This is a genomic window from Enterobacter kobei, from assembly GCF_001729765.1.
In the GTDB taxonomy this organism is placed as follows: Bacteria; Pseudomonadota; Gammaproteobacteria; order Enterobacterales; family Enterobacteriaceae; genus Enterobacter; species Enterobacter kobei.
In genome coordinates this window covers 288,152-302,120 of the sequence record NZ_CP017181.1, presented here as the reverse complement: position 1 = coordinate 302,120, position 13,969 = coordinate 288,152, and the positions used below count along the sequence as shown (strand labels likewise).

15 protein-coding genes and 1 pseudogene are annotated in these 13,969 nt (G+C 54.9%); 2 read left to right on the top strand and 14 right to left on the bottom strand.

Going from position 1 to position 13,969, the window contains the following annotated elements:
* From BFV64_RS01450 to dnaB, 6 genes and pseudogenes are all read right to left on the bottom strand, one after another.
* Window positions 1-354 carry an MmcQ/YjbR family DNA-binding protein gene (locus tag BFV64_RS01450; RefSeq protein WP_014882150.1) on the bottom strand — a complete coding sequence of 118 codons (354 nt, stop codon included), beginning with the start codon at window positions 352-354 and terminating at the stop codon, window positions 1-3.
* Between the two features lie 2 nt (window positions 355-356).
* The gene (locus BFV64_RS01445; protein ID WP_014882149.1) at window positions 357-773 is read right to left on the bottom strand and encodes a secondary thiamine-phosphate synthase enzyme YjbQ; all 417 of its coding nucleotides are present in this window, start codon (window positions 771-773) and stop codon (window positions 357-359) included.
* Window positions 774-886: 113 nt separating this feature from the next.
* The gene (aphA, locus tag BFV64_RS01440; RefSeq protein WP_014882148.1) at window positions 887-1,600 is read right to left on the bottom strand and encodes an acid phosphatase AphA; all 714 of its coding nucleotides are present in this window, start codon (window positions 1,598-1,600) and stop codon (window positions 887-889) included.
* Window positions 1,601-1,908: 308 nt separating this feature from the next.
* A pseudogene (tyrB, locus tag BFV64_RS01435) lies at window positions 1,909-3,053 on the bottom strand (aromatic amino acid transaminase).
* 167 nt (window positions 3,054-3,220) lie between these two features.
* Window positions 3,221-4,300: an alanine racemase gene (gene alr, locus BFV64_RS01430; protein WP_014882146.1), complete on the bottom strand. Its 1,080-nt coding sequence runs from the start codon at window positions 4,298-4,300 to the stop codon at window positions 3,221-3,223.
* Window positions 4,301-4,316: 16 nt separating this feature from the next.
* Entirely contained in the window at window positions 4,317-5,729 is a 1,413-nt protein-coding gene (gene dnaB, locus BFV64_RS01425; RefSeq protein WP_008503375.1) for a replicative DNA helicase, read from the bottom strand.
* Between the two features lie 66 nt (window positions 5,730-5,795).
* Between dnaB and BFV64_RS01420 the strand changes: the two genes are divergently transcribed.
* The gene (locus tag BFV64_RS01420) at window positions 5,796-6,779 is read left to right on the top strand and encodes a quinone oxidoreductase (RefSeq protein WP_014882145.1); all 984 of its coding nucleotides are present in this window, start codon (window positions 5,796-5,798) and stop codon (window positions 6,777-6,779) included.
* A 184-nt stretch (window positions 6,780-6,963) separates the two neighbouring features.
* On the opposite strand, the gene pspG is transcribed toward BFV64_RS01420, so the two are convergent.
* The 4 genes from pspG to BFV64_RS01400 all read right to left on the bottom strand — a co-directional run bounded on the left by pspG (window position 6,964) and on the right by BFV64_RS01400 (window position 10,392).
* Window positions 6,964-7,206 carry an envelope stress response protein PspG gene (pspG, locus tag BFV64_RS01415; protein WP_014882144.1) on the bottom strand — a complete coding sequence of 81 codons (243 nt, stop codon included), beginning with the start codon at window positions 7,204-7,206 and terminating at the stop codon, window positions 6,964-6,966.
* Window positions 7,207-7,342: 136 nt separating this feature from the next.
* Complete coding sequence (gene dusA, locus BFV64_RS01410; protein WP_014882143.1) at window positions 7,343-8,338, bottom strand: tRNA dihydrouridine(20/20a) synthase DusA; 996 nt, start codon at window positions 8,336-8,338, stop codon at window positions 7,343-7,345.
* 82 nt (window positions 8,339-8,420) lie between these two features.
* Entirely contained in the window at window positions 8,421-9,680 is a 1,260-nt protein-coding gene (locus BFV64_RS01405; RefSeq protein WP_176602214.1) for a conjugal transfer protein TraF, read from the bottom strand.
* 223 nt (window positions 9,681-9,903) lie between these two features.
* Window positions 9,904-10,392: a cupin domain-containing protein gene (locus BFV64_RS01400; protein ID WP_059373128.1), complete on the bottom strand. Its 489-nt coding sequence runs from the start codon at window positions 10,390-10,392 to the stop codon at window positions 9,904-9,906.
* 115 nt (window positions 10,393-10,507) lie between these two features.
* On the opposite strand from BFV64_RS01400, the gene zur reads away from it, so the two are divergent.
* The gene (gene zur, locus BFV64_RS01395) at window positions 10,508-11,020 is read left to right on the top strand and encodes a zinc uptake transcriptional repressor Zur (protein WP_014882140.1); all 513 of its coding nucleotides are present in this window, start codon (window positions 10,508-10,510) and stop codon (window positions 11,018-11,020) included.
* 48 nt (window positions 11,021-11,068) lie between these two features.
* Here zur and BFV64_RS01390 read toward each other — a convergent pair whose 3' ends face one another.
* The 4 genes from BFV64_RS01390 to BFV64_RS01375 all read right to left on the bottom strand — a co-directional run bounded on the left by BFV64_RS01390 (window position 11,069) and on the right by BFV64_RS01375 (window position 13,885).
* Window positions 11,069-11,278 carry a CsbD family protein gene (locus BFV64_RS01390; protein ID WP_014882139.1) on the bottom strand — a complete coding sequence of 70 codons (210 nt, stop codon included), beginning with the start codon at window positions 11,276-11,278 and terminating at the stop codon, window positions 11,069-11,071.
* Between the two features lie 120 nt (window positions 11,279-11,398).
* Entirely contained in the window at window positions 11,399-12,736 is a 1,338-nt protein-coding gene (gene dinF / locus BFV64_RS01385; RefSeq protein ID WP_014882138.1) for an MATE family efflux transporter DinF, read from the bottom strand.
* A 63-nt stretch (window positions 12,737-12,799) separates the two neighbouring features.
* Window positions 12,800-13,408 (bottom strand): transcriptional repressor LexA, encoded by a 609-nt coding sequence (gene lexA / locus BFV64_RS01380; protein WP_014882137.1) that lies wholly within the window; start codon window positions 13,406-13,408, stop codon window positions 12,800-12,802.
* A gap of 108 nt (window positions 13,409-13,516) precedes the next feature.
* Window positions 13,517-13,885, bottom strand: a complete 369-nt coding sequence (locus tag BFV64_RS01375; RefSeq protein WP_014882136.1) for a diacylglycerol kinase — start codon at window positions 13,883-13,885, stop codon at window positions 13,517-13,519.
* Window positions 13,886-13,969 lie beyond the last annotated feature (84 nt).

Here is a 13,969-nt window from a genome sequence, read left to right as displayed (position 1 = left end):
TCAGACGGAGAGTTGTTGTCGGGTCGCTTCCGGCAGCAGCTCTACTGCCTGTTTATAAGACGCATCCACCAGATAGTAAATTTGCGAGCCGGGCAGGGAGCCATCCAGATAAACCGTGCTCCAGTGCGCCTTATTCAGGTGTTTGCTCGGCCTCACATCATCATGCTGCTGACGTAGCAAATCCGCCAGCTCCGGGCTGGTTTTCAGCGACGCGGCCGGGCGGCCTTCGACCTCTTTCACCATCGCAAACAGCACATCTCCCACTTTTATCTGCGTGGCTTTCCAGTCGCTATGCACGCTCTGCTCCGCGCCAGGTTTACTCATGCAGTACTGAAGTAGCTCCGAAATTGTCATCATTATTCCCCTTGTAGCGTTGCGATAATTTTACGCGAACCACCGTGAATGCGATGTTCTCCCAGCCAGATCCCTTGCCACGTTCCCAGCAGTAGCCGCCCGTTGTGTACCGGCAGCATCAGCGATACCCCGAGCAGAGAAGATTTGATATGCGAAGGCATGTCATCTGCGCCCTCATAATCGTGCTCATAGGGGGCGTTGTCCGGGACACTCTTCAGAAAATGGTTTTCCATATCAGACCGGACAGTGGGATCGCAATTTTCATTAAGCGTGAGGGAGGCTGACGTGTGTTGAAGCAGCAGATGCAGTAAACCCGTTCTGACGCGCGACAAATCGCGGATTTGCCCGATGACTTCCTCCGTCACCAGGTGAAATCCGCGGGGTTTAGCGCTTAAGGTCAGGGTCTGTTGATACCACATGTGCTGCTCCGTTTAGAAAGATGAATCTTTCTAAGTGTGCAGCAAGAAGTCGAAAGGTAAAACCCGCCGCAGCGAGATTTGATTAAAAAAGAATCAAACTCGCGGCCAGACGCTTAATACTCCGAGTTAACAATCACCTCTTCGCCAAATTTTCCGGCCATCGGCAGCGGTCGATAGGTCGAGTTAGAGGCGCGTAACACCCTGATCGCTCTGGCTCCTGTATCCTGCGCCGCGGTAATGTCGTTATCCGAATCACCATAGAACACTTTGATGTTTTTCTTCTCCAGCCACTGGGTTTTGGTGTTTTGCCCTTCTTTGTCACCCGCAAAAATGACGGGGTTCATGTTGGCAGCCGGGATCTGGAAATCATCCTGCAGGGTTCTGGAGACGGTTTCTGTTTTGGTCTGACTACGACCGGTGACAAAGTAAATGCTGTCGCCGCGCTTCACATGCATGGCAATGACCGCCCGGGCGACCTCTTTCGGGATACTGTAATCGTCCCAGCCGTTATTCATTTTTTCCCAGAACGCCGGGTTCTTCAGATACGCTTCGCTGTCCGGCGAATACATTTTTTTGCCGCGCCAGAATCCCGGGCTGGAGAACAGAACGGTGTCGTCAATATCAAAGCCAACGGCCATGGGCGGGCGGCCCATCAGACTGTTTTCGATTTGGGCCACGGATACCCAGTGAATAGGAGCCTGTTCGGCAAGAATGGCAGCGGTAGTGCCGGTGTAAAGCGGCGTTGGCGCAGAAGCGCGCGCGACGACGGCACTATTAAGTGAGAACAATAAGCAGGCGGCGCTGAGCGCCAGGGTGATCTTGCGCATATTTTCCCCTGAATATTCAGTTCGTTATCGTTTTATTTTGAGTGAATGGTCAAAAAACTATCCGACCATAACCCCAGCGGCAGGTGAAGAAAAGGAGTTTTTGATTATCACTCTGAATAAAAAGAAGACGATCACAAAGCGAGACATCGACCTGAGTAGCCTGATGCCCTCACCCCGGCCCTCTCCCACAGGGAGAGGGAGAACACCCAGCCCGTAGGCCCGGTAAGCGGAGCGCCACCGGGCGATAAGACTGCACGGCGGCCTGATGTCCTCTCCCACAGGGAGAGGGAGAATACAGTAGTGAGTACTTACATTACCGCAGCAAATGCCTGTGCCACGCGATGAACGTTGCTGGCATTGAGACCCGCGACGCACATGCGGCCGCTGGCAATCAGGTAGACGCCGAACTCGTCGCGCAGACGGTCGACCTGCGCGGCGCTCAAACCGGTGTAGCTGAACATCCCGCGCTGCCTGATCAGATAATCAAAGTTATGCCCCGGTACCGCCTCTTTCAGCACGTTGACCAGCTCCTGACGCATCGACAGAATGCGCTTACGCATGGATTCCACTTCGGCAAGCCAGCTAGCTTTCAGCTGTTCGTCGCCGAGTACCGTCGCCACAACCTGCGCACCAAAGTTCGGGGGCTGGAGTAGATACGGCGCACCGTAGCTTTAAGCTGGCCCAGCACGCGGCTGGCAGCTTCGGCATCTTCGCAGACCACGGACAGCCCGCCGACGCGTTCGCCATACAGGGAGAAGATTTTCGAGAAAGAGTTGCTCACCAGCACAGGCAGGCCGGCACTCGCAACGGCGCGGATAGCATAGGCATCGTCTTCCATCCCGGCGCCAAAGCCCTGATAGGCGATGTCGAGGAATGGAATCAGGTTGCGAGCCTTGAGCACCTCAATGACGGCATCCCACTGGTCATTGGTGAGGTCCGCACCCGTTGGGTTGTGGCAGCACGGATGCAGCAGCACAATGCTGCGCGCCGGCAACGTTTTCAGTTTTTCCAGCAGGGCTTCAACGCGCACGCCGTTGGTTTCGCTGTCAAACCACGGATAAGTCTCGACGTTAAAGCCTGCGCCCTCAAAAATTGCGACGTGGTTTTCCCACGTCGGGTCACTGACCCACACGCCGGAATCCGGGAAGTATTTTTTCAGGAAATCAGCACCGACTTTCAGCGCGCCCGATCCACCCAGCGTCTGGATGGTCGCCACACGTTTTTGCGCAAGTACCGGATGATCGGCCCCAAACAGCAGCGGTGCAATGGTATTGCGGTACGCATTGAGCCCTTCCATCGGCAGATAGAGCGACGCTCCATGCGGGACCGCATTCAGACGCGCTTCGGCTTCGGCAACGGCTTGTAACTGAGGAATAATACCCTCTTCGTTGTAATACAAACCGATGCTGAGGTTCACTTTATCGCTGCGAGGATCTTCTTTGAAACGCTCCATTAAGGAGAGAATAGGGTCGCCGGCATAGGCGTCAACGTTCTGAAACACGCGATGGTTCTCCGGAATTCGATGAGGCAGGAGTTTCAACAATAAACCGGAAGTGTGAGAAGGTCGAGAGGATGTTAATAAAGTTGAAGTGAGGTTAATAACCTCACTTCACAGACGGTTCAGTCAAGGTATTTCATCGCCACCCGGGAGGTCAGGCGAGTAATAAGTTCGTAAGCACTCACTTTCGTGATTTCAGCAATGCGCTCAACGGGCAGGCCCTCACCCCACATCACCACATCATCACCTGCTTTATCCTGGGCGTCGGGTCCAAGGTCCACGCAAATCATGTCCATCGCGACGCGACCGACAATGTTGACCTCGCGACCGTTGACCAGCACCGGTGTACCTGTCGGTGCAGCACGCGGATAGCCATCTCCGTAGCCCATCGCCACCACGCCAAGGCGCGTGTCGCGCTCGCTAATCCAGGTTCCGCCATAGCCCACCGGCTCGCCCGCTTTGTGCTCACGCACGGCAATCAGATTCGAGACCAGCGACATCACTGGCTTAAAGCCAAAGTCCGGCCCCCAGGGTTTGCTCTCCAGAGGCGACACGCCATAAAGAATAATGCCCGGGCGCGCCCAGTCAAAGTGCGACTGCGGCCACAGCAGGATCCCGCCGGAAGCCGCAATCGATCGCATTCCCGGCTTGCCTTCGCAGAAGGTGTTAAAGATATCGAGCTGCTGCTCGGTTGCCCCACATTCAGGCTCATCGGCACGCGCAAAATGGCTGACGATGTTCACGGGCTGGCGCACATTTTTGCACCGGCACAAACGCTGATAAAACGCCTCCGCATTTTCCGGGCGAACGCCTAGACGGTGCATGCCCGTGTCGAGCTTCATCCAGACGGTAACGGGTTCACTCAGCTCGGCGTTTTCCAGCGCGGACAGCTGTTCTTCGTTATGTACCGCCGTGTGCAGATGCTGGTCAGCAATCGTAGGCAAGTCTGTGGCTTCGAAAAAGCCTTCCAGCAGCAAAATGGGTTGCGTGATCCCCCCCGCACGCAGGCGGAGAGCTTCTTCAAGACGGGCGACGCCAAAGGCGTCGGCATCGGGGAGCGTTCGCGCGGTCTCAAGAAGACCGTGTCCGTAAGCGTTCGCTTTCACGACTGCAACGAGCTTGCTGGCGGGCGCCAGTTCACGCAAACGTTGCAGGTTGTGTCGCAGAGCGCGGCGGTTAATGACTACAGTTGCCGCTTGCATTTGAATTCCTTAGAAATTACTCATCATCATATTGAGGACCGGCGTAGTTGTCGAAACGCGACCACTGTCCGTTAAAGGTCAGACGCACCGTCCCGATCGGGCCGTTACGTTGTTTACCAATAATAATTTCGGCGATCCCTTTCAGGTCGCTGTTCTCGTGATAAACCTCATCACGGTAGATGAACATGATTAAGTCGGCATCCTGCTCGATGGAGCCGGATTCACGCAGGTCGGAGTTGACCGGGCGTTTATCGGCACGTTGTTCCAGGGAGCGGTTCAGCTGCGACAGCGCCACCACCGGCACGTGCAGCTCTTTGGCTAACGCCTTGAGCGAGCGGGAAATCTCTGCAATTTCCAGCGTACGGTTGTCGGAGAGCGACGGCACGCGCATCAGCTGGAGGTAGTCGATCATGATGAGGCCGATGCCGCCGTGTTCGCGGGCGATGCGGCGCGCGCGGGAGCGCACTTCCGTTGGCGTCAGGCCGGAGGAGTCATCGATATAGATGTTACGTTTTTCCAGCAGAATGCCCATCGTGCCGGAGATACGCGCCCAGTCTTCATCATCGAGCTGGCCGGTACGGATACGGGTCTGGTCCACGCGCGACAGCGATGCCAGAGAACGCATCATAATCTGCTCGGAGGGCATCTCAAGACTGAAGATGAGAACAGGTTTATCCTGCAACATTGCGGCGTTTTCGACGAGATTCATCGCAAATGTCGTTTTACCCATCGACGGACGCGCCGCAACGATAATCAGATCCGACGGCTGCAGGCCGGCGGTCTTTTTGTTGAGGTCGTCATAACCGGTGTTGACCCCGGTGACACCATCGTGCGGTTGCTGGAACAACTGCTCGATACGCGCCACGGTCGCGTCGAGCACATCGGCAATGTTTTTAGGCCCTTCGTCTTTGTTCGCACGGCTTTCGGCGATTTTAAAGACGCGGGACTCCGCCAGGTCGAGCAGGTCTTCGCTGGTGCGCCCCTGCGGATCAAAACCGGCTTCGGCGATCTCGTTCGCCACCGATATCATCTCACGGACGACGGCACGTTCCCGCACGATATCAGCATAAGCGCTGATGTTCGCCGCACTTGGCGTGTTTTTTGACAGTTCTGCCAGGTAGGCAAACCCGCCGACGCTGTCCAGCTGACCCTGACGCTCAAGCGATTCCGCGAGCGTAATCAGGTCAATCGGGCTGCCCGACTCCTGCAGGCGCGCCATTTCGGTAAAGATATGACGGTGCGGACGGGTGTAGAAATCCTCAGACACCACGCGCTCAGCGACGTCGTCCCAGCGTTCGTTATCCAGCATTAAACCGCCCAACACCGACTGTTCCGCTTCAATCGAGTGCGGCGGGACTTTTAACCCTGCGACCTGGAAATCACGCTCGCGAGGTTCAGTCTGTTTGTTGAAGGGTTTGTTTCCTGCCATAGTGAATGGAGTTACCGAGATAAAGAGTGGGTCGAAAGATTACCATATTTTTCTTACGGAGGGAGCATGGCAACGCGCATTGAGTTCCAGAAACACGGCGGTCCGGACGTACTGAAAGCGGTGGAGTTTACCCCCGCAGCGCCTGGCGAGAACGAAATCCAGGTTGAAAACAAAGCTATCGGCATTAACTACATCGATACCTATATTCGCGGCGGTCTCTACCCGCCTCCGTCAATGCCGAGTGGTCTGGGCACCGAGGCGGCCGGTGTCGTCATTAAAGTGGGCAGCGCGGTTAAGCATATTAAAGAGGGCGACCGCGTGGTGTATGCGCAATCTGCGCTGGGCGCTTACAGCTCCGTCCACAACGTTCCGGCGGATAAAGCCGCTCTGCTGCCTGGCGCTATCTCCTTCGAGCAGGCGGCAGCTTCGTTCCTGAAGGGGTTAACGGTTTACTATCTGCTGCGCAAAACCTATGAAATTAAACCCGACGAGCAGTTTCTTTTTCATGCCGCAGCGGGTGGCGTGGGGCTGATTGCCTGCCAGTGGGCGAAAGCCTTAGGCGCGAAACTCATCGGTACCGTGGGCAATGCCCAAAAAGCGCAGCGTGCGCTGGACGCGGGGGCGTGGCAGGTGATCAACTATCGCGAAGAGAGCATCGTCGAGCGCCTGAAAGAGATTACTGGCGGTAAAAAAGTGCGCGTGGTGTATGACTCGGTGGGCAAAGACACCTGGGAGGCGTCGCTGGACTGCCTGCAACGTCGCGGGCTGATGGTGAGCTTTGGGAATGCGTCAGGCGCTGTCACTGGCGTCAATCTTGGCATCCTGAATCAGAAAGGCTCGCTCTACGTGACCCGCCCTTCCCTGCAGGGCTATATCACCAACCGGGAAGAACTGGAGGAAGCCAGCAACGAGCTGTTCTCGCTGATCGCCAGCGGCGTGATTAAGGTGGACGTGGCGGATGCGCAGAAATATCCGCTGACCGATGCGCAGCGTGCGCATGAGGTGCTGGAAAGCCGGGCGACACAGGGTTCAAGTTTACTCATTCCCTGAGCTCCAAAAAGAAATTGGGCTTCCCGTGGGAAGCCCTTTCTTTTTTTAGTTCGGCTGTATGTAGGGTACAGCTCGATGAATTCTGTAGCGGCAGCCATAGTGACAGATTCGATAAGTAAATCCTATTCTGTTCTAAGTAATGCTGCCGGGAAAGTTACAAGTATGTGACGAACCCCTCAATACCTTAGTAACGGAAGCGGTTATTGCGCTGATAAGTCGGCAGTTTTGGTGATTTAATCGCCCGTATCGCCCACACCACCGCAATGGCCAGTAATAACCACGGCAGCAGCTTGATGGTCAGGGCAAACAGTCCGCCGATAAACATCACCACCGTCGCCACGACGAGCGCAGCGAGAATGCCAAGCAGCGAAACGCCCGTGGCTAACAGCATGACAAAAAAGCCAATGACAAAAAGTAGTTCCAGCATGGTGCTCTCCCACGAGTTCCCGAGTAATACAGTTTGTATTACAAGAATCATGCCAAAACTAAATCATTGTTCTTAAAGAAAAACGCCCCGCAATGATATGCAGGGCGTGGTGAATTTGACGATCTTTTAGCGAAAATTATCGCTTATCTGCGACCAGTCGCAGCGCATGTTCCAGCACCTCGATATCCGCACCGGCTTTATGTGCGTTCTCACTGAGGTAACGACGCCACTGCCGCGCCCCCGGTATGCCCTGGAACAGGCCCAACATATGGCGGGTAATGTGGCCGAGATACGTGCCGTTGCTCAGCTCGCGCTCAATGTAAGGATACATGGCGCGCACGACGGCAACCGGATCGGTATCGGCGCCGTCAACGCCAAAGATTTCACGGTCGACCGTCGCCAGAATGCCCGGGTTCTGATACGCCTCGCGTCCGACCATCACGCCGTCCATATGTTCAAGGTGCGCTTTGGCTTCTTCAAGCGACTTAATACCGCCGTTGATCGACATCGTCAGATGCGGGAAATCACGTTTAAGCTGATATACGCGCGGATAGTCCAGCGGTGGGATCTCACGGTTCTCTTTCGGGCTCAGGCCGGAGAGCCAGGCTTTACGGGCGTGGATGATAAACATCTCGCATTCGCCTTTGCCGGACACCGTGTTGATGAAATCGCACAGGAATTCGTAGCTGTCCTGGTCGTCAATGCCGATACGGGTTTTGACCGTCACGGGAATGGAGACCACATCACGCATCGCCTTGATACAGTCGGCAACCAGCTGCGCGTTCCCCATCAGACACGCACCGAACATACCGTTTTGCACACGGTCTGAAGGACAGCCAACGTTGAGGTTAATCTCGTCATAGCCGCGCGCTTCCGCCAGCTTCGCACACTGCGCCAGCGCGGCCGGATCGCTGCCACCCAGCTGCAAGGCAACCGGATGCTCTTCTTCACTGTATGCCAGATAGTCGCCCTTGCCGTGAATGATTGCACCGGTGGTCACCATTTCGGTGTACAGCAGCGTATGGCGGGAGAGCTGACGCAGGAAGAAGCGGCAGTGTCTGTCCGTCCAGTCGAGCATTGGCGCAATGGAGAAACGGTGTGCTGGGAAAGCGGTCTGGTATTCTGACAACATGGCGAAGTTTTAAGCATCTGGTGGAAAAGGGGCGCTACTATAGCACAAAGAAAAGCCGGAGGCGCAGCGCCTCCGGTGCACTTTAGAACGTCATGCTTAGCTGTGCCCCTGCGCCCCAGGTTTCGTCTTCACCGTAGAGGCCCATCAGGTCAACATGCACGGTGTTGAACGGCGCGAAGCCGACACCACCGGTAAAGACGTTGCTGTCGTTACCCTTCACGTCAGCGCGATAACCTGCGCGTACCGCCAGCCAGCTCAGCGGGGTCACTTCAGCACCTACCCCAACATACTGCGACGTATCTTCGCTCTTGAAACCTTTGGTTTCGGTCAGATCGCCATCAGCAGTCAGCGTGACCAGATCGTTGTGCCAGGCGGCGCCCGCGGTGACCAGCGGACGGATCTGGTAGGTGTCTTTATAGCTCACCACTTCTCCCGTACGCCCGTTGCGGATGCGGATATCCTTGCTGTCGATATCGCGTGACATCAGGTTTTGCCCGCTCAGGCCGACCGTCCAGTTTTCGCCAAAATCAGCGGCAATACCAGCATCAACGTTAAAGCCCGTATCGTCTGTACGGTAGCGGCTATCGTTCCACTTATTACTGTCGTAATCGTAGATGGAAGTGGTGTAGTTATAGATCCAGGTTTTTTGCAGTTTTGGCGTGACGCCAACGGAAACCGGGATGCCCCCGAGATCGAACTGACGGGCAACCGCAATACCGTAGTCGGACACAATCGCCGCCCGACCAGACGCCGTTGAGTTGAGGTTTTTGGTAATCTGATCCGTGCCATTCAGCGCTGCATCCAGGGCAACACCGGCAGCAACCACATCGCTTCGTTGAATACTGCGCAGATAATCAATATCTTGCTGGTCGATAGATGAGCTAACCCGACCATGAGCATAACCTTTGGCCATAAAGGCCACGGAAAGCACATCGTTAGGGATACTCACGGCAAGTCCTGCCCCTGCCGTTGCACGTGCAGTTTTACCCTTGAGATAGTCCAGTTCATCGGCAAGATCTTTGGCCGCGCCCTGGAACTGGTTGATCGAACCTAACGGATTGGTGATGACTTCAATAGGCGTAAGGTTATCAACCACATCCTTATAGTGATTGATTTTGTCGTTGATGGTATCAATCTCATCCTGAAGATTGTCTTCATCCGTCACCTGCACCCCAACGGATGGCAAAATGACCGTCACATCATCGTCCGGTTTTGCCTTTGCCAGCAGCGCGGGGTTGATTAACGCTCCGCTGCCATAACTGCCAGCGGCTACGCCCGTCCCGCCCATGGCGTCGCTACGTGATTCTGTCCAGGTATTGGCTGCTCCCGCCTGATTTGCCATAAACAGGGAAACAGCAATGCTAACCACCGAAAATTTAAAATGTTTTTTCACAGTATGCCCGTAATAGTTTGTTATTAGATAACTCCTGTCTGTTATCACCCAAACAGGAACGAACTATTGCTGTGAATAAGAAGCAAAAGACCCGCTATTTCTTTCCCTAAGTGAAATTCCCTTACGGCCTGTTGTAATTTGTGACGGCCTTCAATATTTATAGAAGAGGAAATTATTTTTTCACAGGTTTTCCATCATGCGGGCCAAAAAACTGCGGAGGATGGTCAACCCAGCGATCCTCCCGCGTGGCAGCATAGACCGGATTGAGCGGATAGTAGATGCGGTTGTGCTTCTTGTTGGCCTCGCCCACCACCAGTAACCGAACCTCTTCATCCGTGTTGTTGATAAAGGTATGGCAGACGCCGGTTCCGGCAGGAAAGCCCACGCTGTCGCCGGGTTCAAGTTTCCACAAATAGCCATTAATCCAGGCTTCAGGATAGCCCTCAAGCACGTAGATAAACTCTTCTTCGTCACTCTCTGCATGGGGATAGGATGTCCGACGCCCGGGCAATAAACGCTCATGATGAATGCCGATACGTCGGAGGCCAAGGCTGCGGGCCAGCGGTGCACCGATAGAAAAGAGCTCATTACTGTCGGGGTAGGTGGCGTCATCCGGCCCTTCTATGTTGCGCCAGTGCTTAATACAGTCTGGTTTTTTCATGATGAAATTCCCGATTTGCGATGCGTCAGGTATAGCACAGCCTGACGGATATCGGTGTTTTTACCAGAACATGATAAAGTGAGGGTTTTACGTCCCAGAACATCCGAGGTGCTCAATGGATAAGTCCACAAAAGAGCTGTTAGCGCAGGCCGAAAAGCTGTGCGCGCAACGCAATGTGCGCCTGACTCCGCAGCGCCTTGAAGTCTTACGTCTGATGAGCCTGCAACAGGGTGCCATCAGCGCCTATGACCTGCTCGACCTGCTCCGCGAAAGCGAGCCGCAGGCTAAACCGCCAACAGTGTATCGCGCGCTGGATTTCCTGCTGGAACAAGGATTTGTTCATAAAGTGGAATCCACAAACAGCTATGTACTGTGCCATCTTTTCGATCAGCCCACCCACACGTCGGCCATGTTTATCTGCGACCGTTGTGGCGTAGTGAAAGAAGAAGCTGCGGAAGGCGTGGAAGACATTATGCATACGCTGGCGGCAAGAATGGGGTTTGCCCTGCGTCATAATGTGATTGAAGCACACGGGCTGTGTTCAGCGTGTGTCGAGGTGGAAGCGTGTCGACATCAGGATGAGTGTCAGCATGACCACTCTATTCTGGTGAAAAAAAAGCCGCGTTAGCAGCAAAAGAAAAGGCGGCCTGAAGCCGCCCCAGTAGGTTATTCAGCGTTACCAGCGGTAATCATTGCGGGTTTCCCAGTCTTTGACTTCGTTTTCCGCCTGATCTTTCGCGTAGCCGTAACGTTCCTGAATTTTACCGACAAGCTGATCGCGCTTACCTTCAATGACGGTCATATCGTCATCTGTCAGCTTACCCCACTGTTCTTTCGCTTTACCTTTGAACTGCTTCCAGTTGCCGCCGATTTCGTCTTTATTCATCATCGTGTCCTCTTAGTTAAGCGTCGGGTCGTAACGTCCGTTACGTTCTTTTCTGCTGGACGTGATAATTATTGTAGTTAAGGATTCGGCGGTTGATTTCATATTCGGAATCTTTAACCATCACGATATATCGTGACGCGAAGGAAACCAGGTATTGTTTTGCCAGTGGCGGCGCCATATAAAAGCCAGCGACAGGCCACGCAGAGAGAGAAAGACCGCAAGCGCCAACCACAAACCGTGATTACCCAGCCAGGGAAGCGTCAGCAGCGTCAGGCCAAATCCCGCCGCCGCAACGGCCATACTGTTACGCATTTCCGCCCCGCGCGTCGCACCAATAAACATGCCGTCCAGCAGATAACACCAGACACCCACCACCGGTAAGATGACTTGCCAGATGAGATAGTGGCTCGCCAGTTCGCGCAGCGCAGGGAGAGAGGTCAGTAAAGCAACAATCTGTTCGCCGAAGCAGGCATAGACCACGGCAAACACCAGCGCTACCAGTCCTGACTGACGGCAGGCTGCCCGCCAGACATCATGAAGCTGCCCGCTTTCACGCGCTCCATACGCCTGCCCCGAATGTGCTTCAACCGCGTAGGCAAAGCCGTCCAGCGCATAGGCGGTAAACGTCAGCAGCGTCATCAATACCGCGTTGACCGCGACGATTTCAGGCCCCAGCCGTGCACCGAAGACCGTCAGCGCGCCGAAGCAGAGTTGCAGAAGCAGCGAGCGCAGCATGATGTCACGGTTAAGCGCCAGCAGCTTACGGATATTGCCGCGCCATGCGGTTTTCAGCAGCGCGAGGGAGATCCCGCGCATCGCCAGCACGCGCCAGACCATCCACAGCCCCATCACAAAGGTCCCGTATTCAGCAATCGCCGTCGCCAGTGCCGCGCCCCGCACGTTCATATGGAGGCCCATCACCAGCCAGAGATCCAGCACGATGTTGAGCAGGTTTCCCACGACCAGCAGAATCACTGGCGCACGAGCATACTGAACGCCCAGTAACCAACCCAGCAGAACCAGATTTGCCAGCGAAGCGGGCGCACTGAGCCAGCGGATTTCGAGAAAACGTCGCGCCTGCTCCAGTACCGCCTCACTGCCGCCAACGATATGAAGCGCAAGGTCAATCAGGGGATCGCGGAGTAAAACGATTAACGCGCCCGCGCCCAGCGCAAGAATCAGCGGCTGCACCAGCGCCCGCGCCAGACGTAACGGATCTTTTGCACCATACGCCTGTGCCGTGAGTCCGGTGGTGCTCATGCGCAAAAAGAGCAGCAGCATAAAGAGGAAGCTGGTTGCCGTCGCGCCAATCGCCACGCCGCCAAGATAGACAGGGGAATCGAGATGCCCAATAACGGCCGTGTCGACCAGACCCAGCAAGGGCACGGTGATATTGGAGAAAATCATCGGCAGTGCAAGACGCCACAATGCCTTATCGGATGCCGTCAGCAGTGACATGAGAAACACCGGGAGTGGTCAATAAAGCAGGCTACAGCGGAACCGTAGCCTGTCAGGAAGAGATTACAGCCATTCACCGTTGCGAATCACACCGACCGCCAGACCTTCGATAGAGAAGCTCTGTTCGCGGAGATCGACCACAATGGGAGAGAACTCGCTGTTTTCGGGCAGCAACTGAACGGTGTTACCCTGCTTTTTCAGACGCTTAACGGTCACTTCGTCATCAATGCGCGCGACCACCACCTGGCCGTTCCGCACATCCTGCGTTTTGTGTACCGCCAGCAGATCGCCGTCGAGAATGCCGATATCTTTCATCGACATGCCGCTTACGCGCAGCAGAAAATCTGCGCTCGGCTTGAACATACCAGGATCAACCTGGTAGTGGCCTTCGATATGCTGCTGTGCCAGTAGCGGCTCACCCGCAGCAACACGGCCTATCAGCGGAATGCCCGTCTCTTCTTCCACCAGCAGGCGGATACCGCGTGACGCGCCTGAAACAATTTCAATCACGCCCTTACGTGCCAGCGCTTTCAGGTGTTCTTCGGCAGCATTCGGAGAACGGAAGCCCAGACGCTGAGCGATTTCCGCACGCGTGGGTGGCATACCCGTCTGGCCGATATGATCCCGAATGAGATCAAACACCTCTTGCTGCCTGGTCGTTAATGCTTTCATTCCGCCCCCTGGGTGTATATACAGTTATGCTGTGAGTATATACAGTCAAAGGTGATTTTGGAACCAAAAACTGCACAAAAAACCAGGGACTTAATTATTCCTCGAGGCTCATCGGAAATGTGACCAAAGCAGCGTGACCCAGGTAATGACTGCAGTGATAATCGCCAGCAGCACAGCGGCAGAACCCATGTCTTTCGCGCGACCGGAGAGCTCGTGGAACTCTGAGCCAATACGGTCAACAACGGCCTCAATAGCGCTATTGAGAATTTCCACTATCATCACCAGAAGCACGGAACCGATGAGAAGTACGCGGGTAATAGCATCGACATCAAGGAAACAGGCGATGATGACCGCGATGATAGCGGCGACACCTTCCTGACGAAAGGCGGCTTCGTTGATCCACGCGGCACGGAAACCTTTCCATGAATAGCCGGCGGCTTTGATGATACGCGTTAACCCAGTGGTATTATTGGCCATTAAAAGAACCTTTTATGAAAAAAAGCGTCAGTAACAGGAACTGTAGCGCGTTTCGCTACAGCCTGAAGTATGACGGGTAACAAC

Coding starts and splice junctions, on each gene's coding strand:
- dnaB (WP_008503375.1), bottom strand. CDS start 5,729: ATGGCAGGAAACAAACCCTTCAACAAACAGACTGAACCTCGCGAGCGT.
- dinF (WP_014882138.1), bottom strand. CDS start 12,736: ATGTCACTGCTGACGGCATCCGATAAGGCATTGTGGCGTCTTGCACTG.
- BFV64_RS01390 (WP_014882139.1), bottom strand. CDS start 11,278: ATGAATAAAGACGAAATCGGCGGCAACTGGAAGCAGTTCAAAGGTAAA.
- lexA (WP_014882137.1), bottom strand. CDS start 13,408: ATGAAAGCATTAACGACCAGGCAGCAAGAGGTGTTTGATCTCATTCGG.
- dusA (WP_014882143.1), bottom strand. CDS start 8,338: ATGTTGTCAGAATACCAGACCGCTTTCCCAGCACACCGTTTCTCCATT.
- BFV64_RS01450 (WP_014882150.1), bottom strand. CDS start 354: ATGACAATTTCGGAGCTACTTCAGTACTGCATGAGTAAACCTGGCGCG.
- BFV64_RS01405 (WP_176602214.1), bottom strand. CDS start 9,680: ATGGCAAATCAGGCGGGAGCAGCCAATACCTGGACAGAATCACGTAGC.
- aphA (WP_014882148.1), bottom strand. CDS start 1,600: ATGCGCAAGATCACCCTGGCGCTCAGCGCCGCCTGCTTATTGTTCTCA.
- pspG (WP_014882144.1), bottom strand. CDS start 7,206: ATGCTGGAACTACTTTTTGTCATTGGCTTTTTTGTCATGCTGTTAGCC.
- BFV64_RS01420 (WP_014882145.1), top strand. CDS start 5,796: ATGGCAACGCGCATTGAGTTCCAGAAACACGGCGGTCCGGACGTACTG.
- zur (WP_014882140.1), top strand. CDS start 10,508: ATGGATAAGTCCACAAAAGAGCTGTTAGCGCAGGCCGAAAAGCTGTGC.
- BFV64_RS01445 (WP_014882149.1), bottom strand. CDS start 773: ATGTGGTATCAACAGACCCTGACCTTAAGCGCTAAACCCCGCGGATTT.
- BFV64_RS01400 (WP_059373128.1), bottom strand. CDS start 10,392: ATGAAAAAACCAGACTGTATTAAGCACTGGCGCAACATAGAAGGGCCG.
- alr (WP_014882146.1), bottom strand. CDS start 4,300: ATGCAAGCGGCAACTGTAGTCATTAACCGCCGCGCTCTGCGACACAAC.
- BFV64_RS01375 (WP_014882136.1), bottom strand. CDS start 13,885: ATGGCCAATAATACCACTGGGTTAACGCGTATCATCAAAGCCGCCGGC.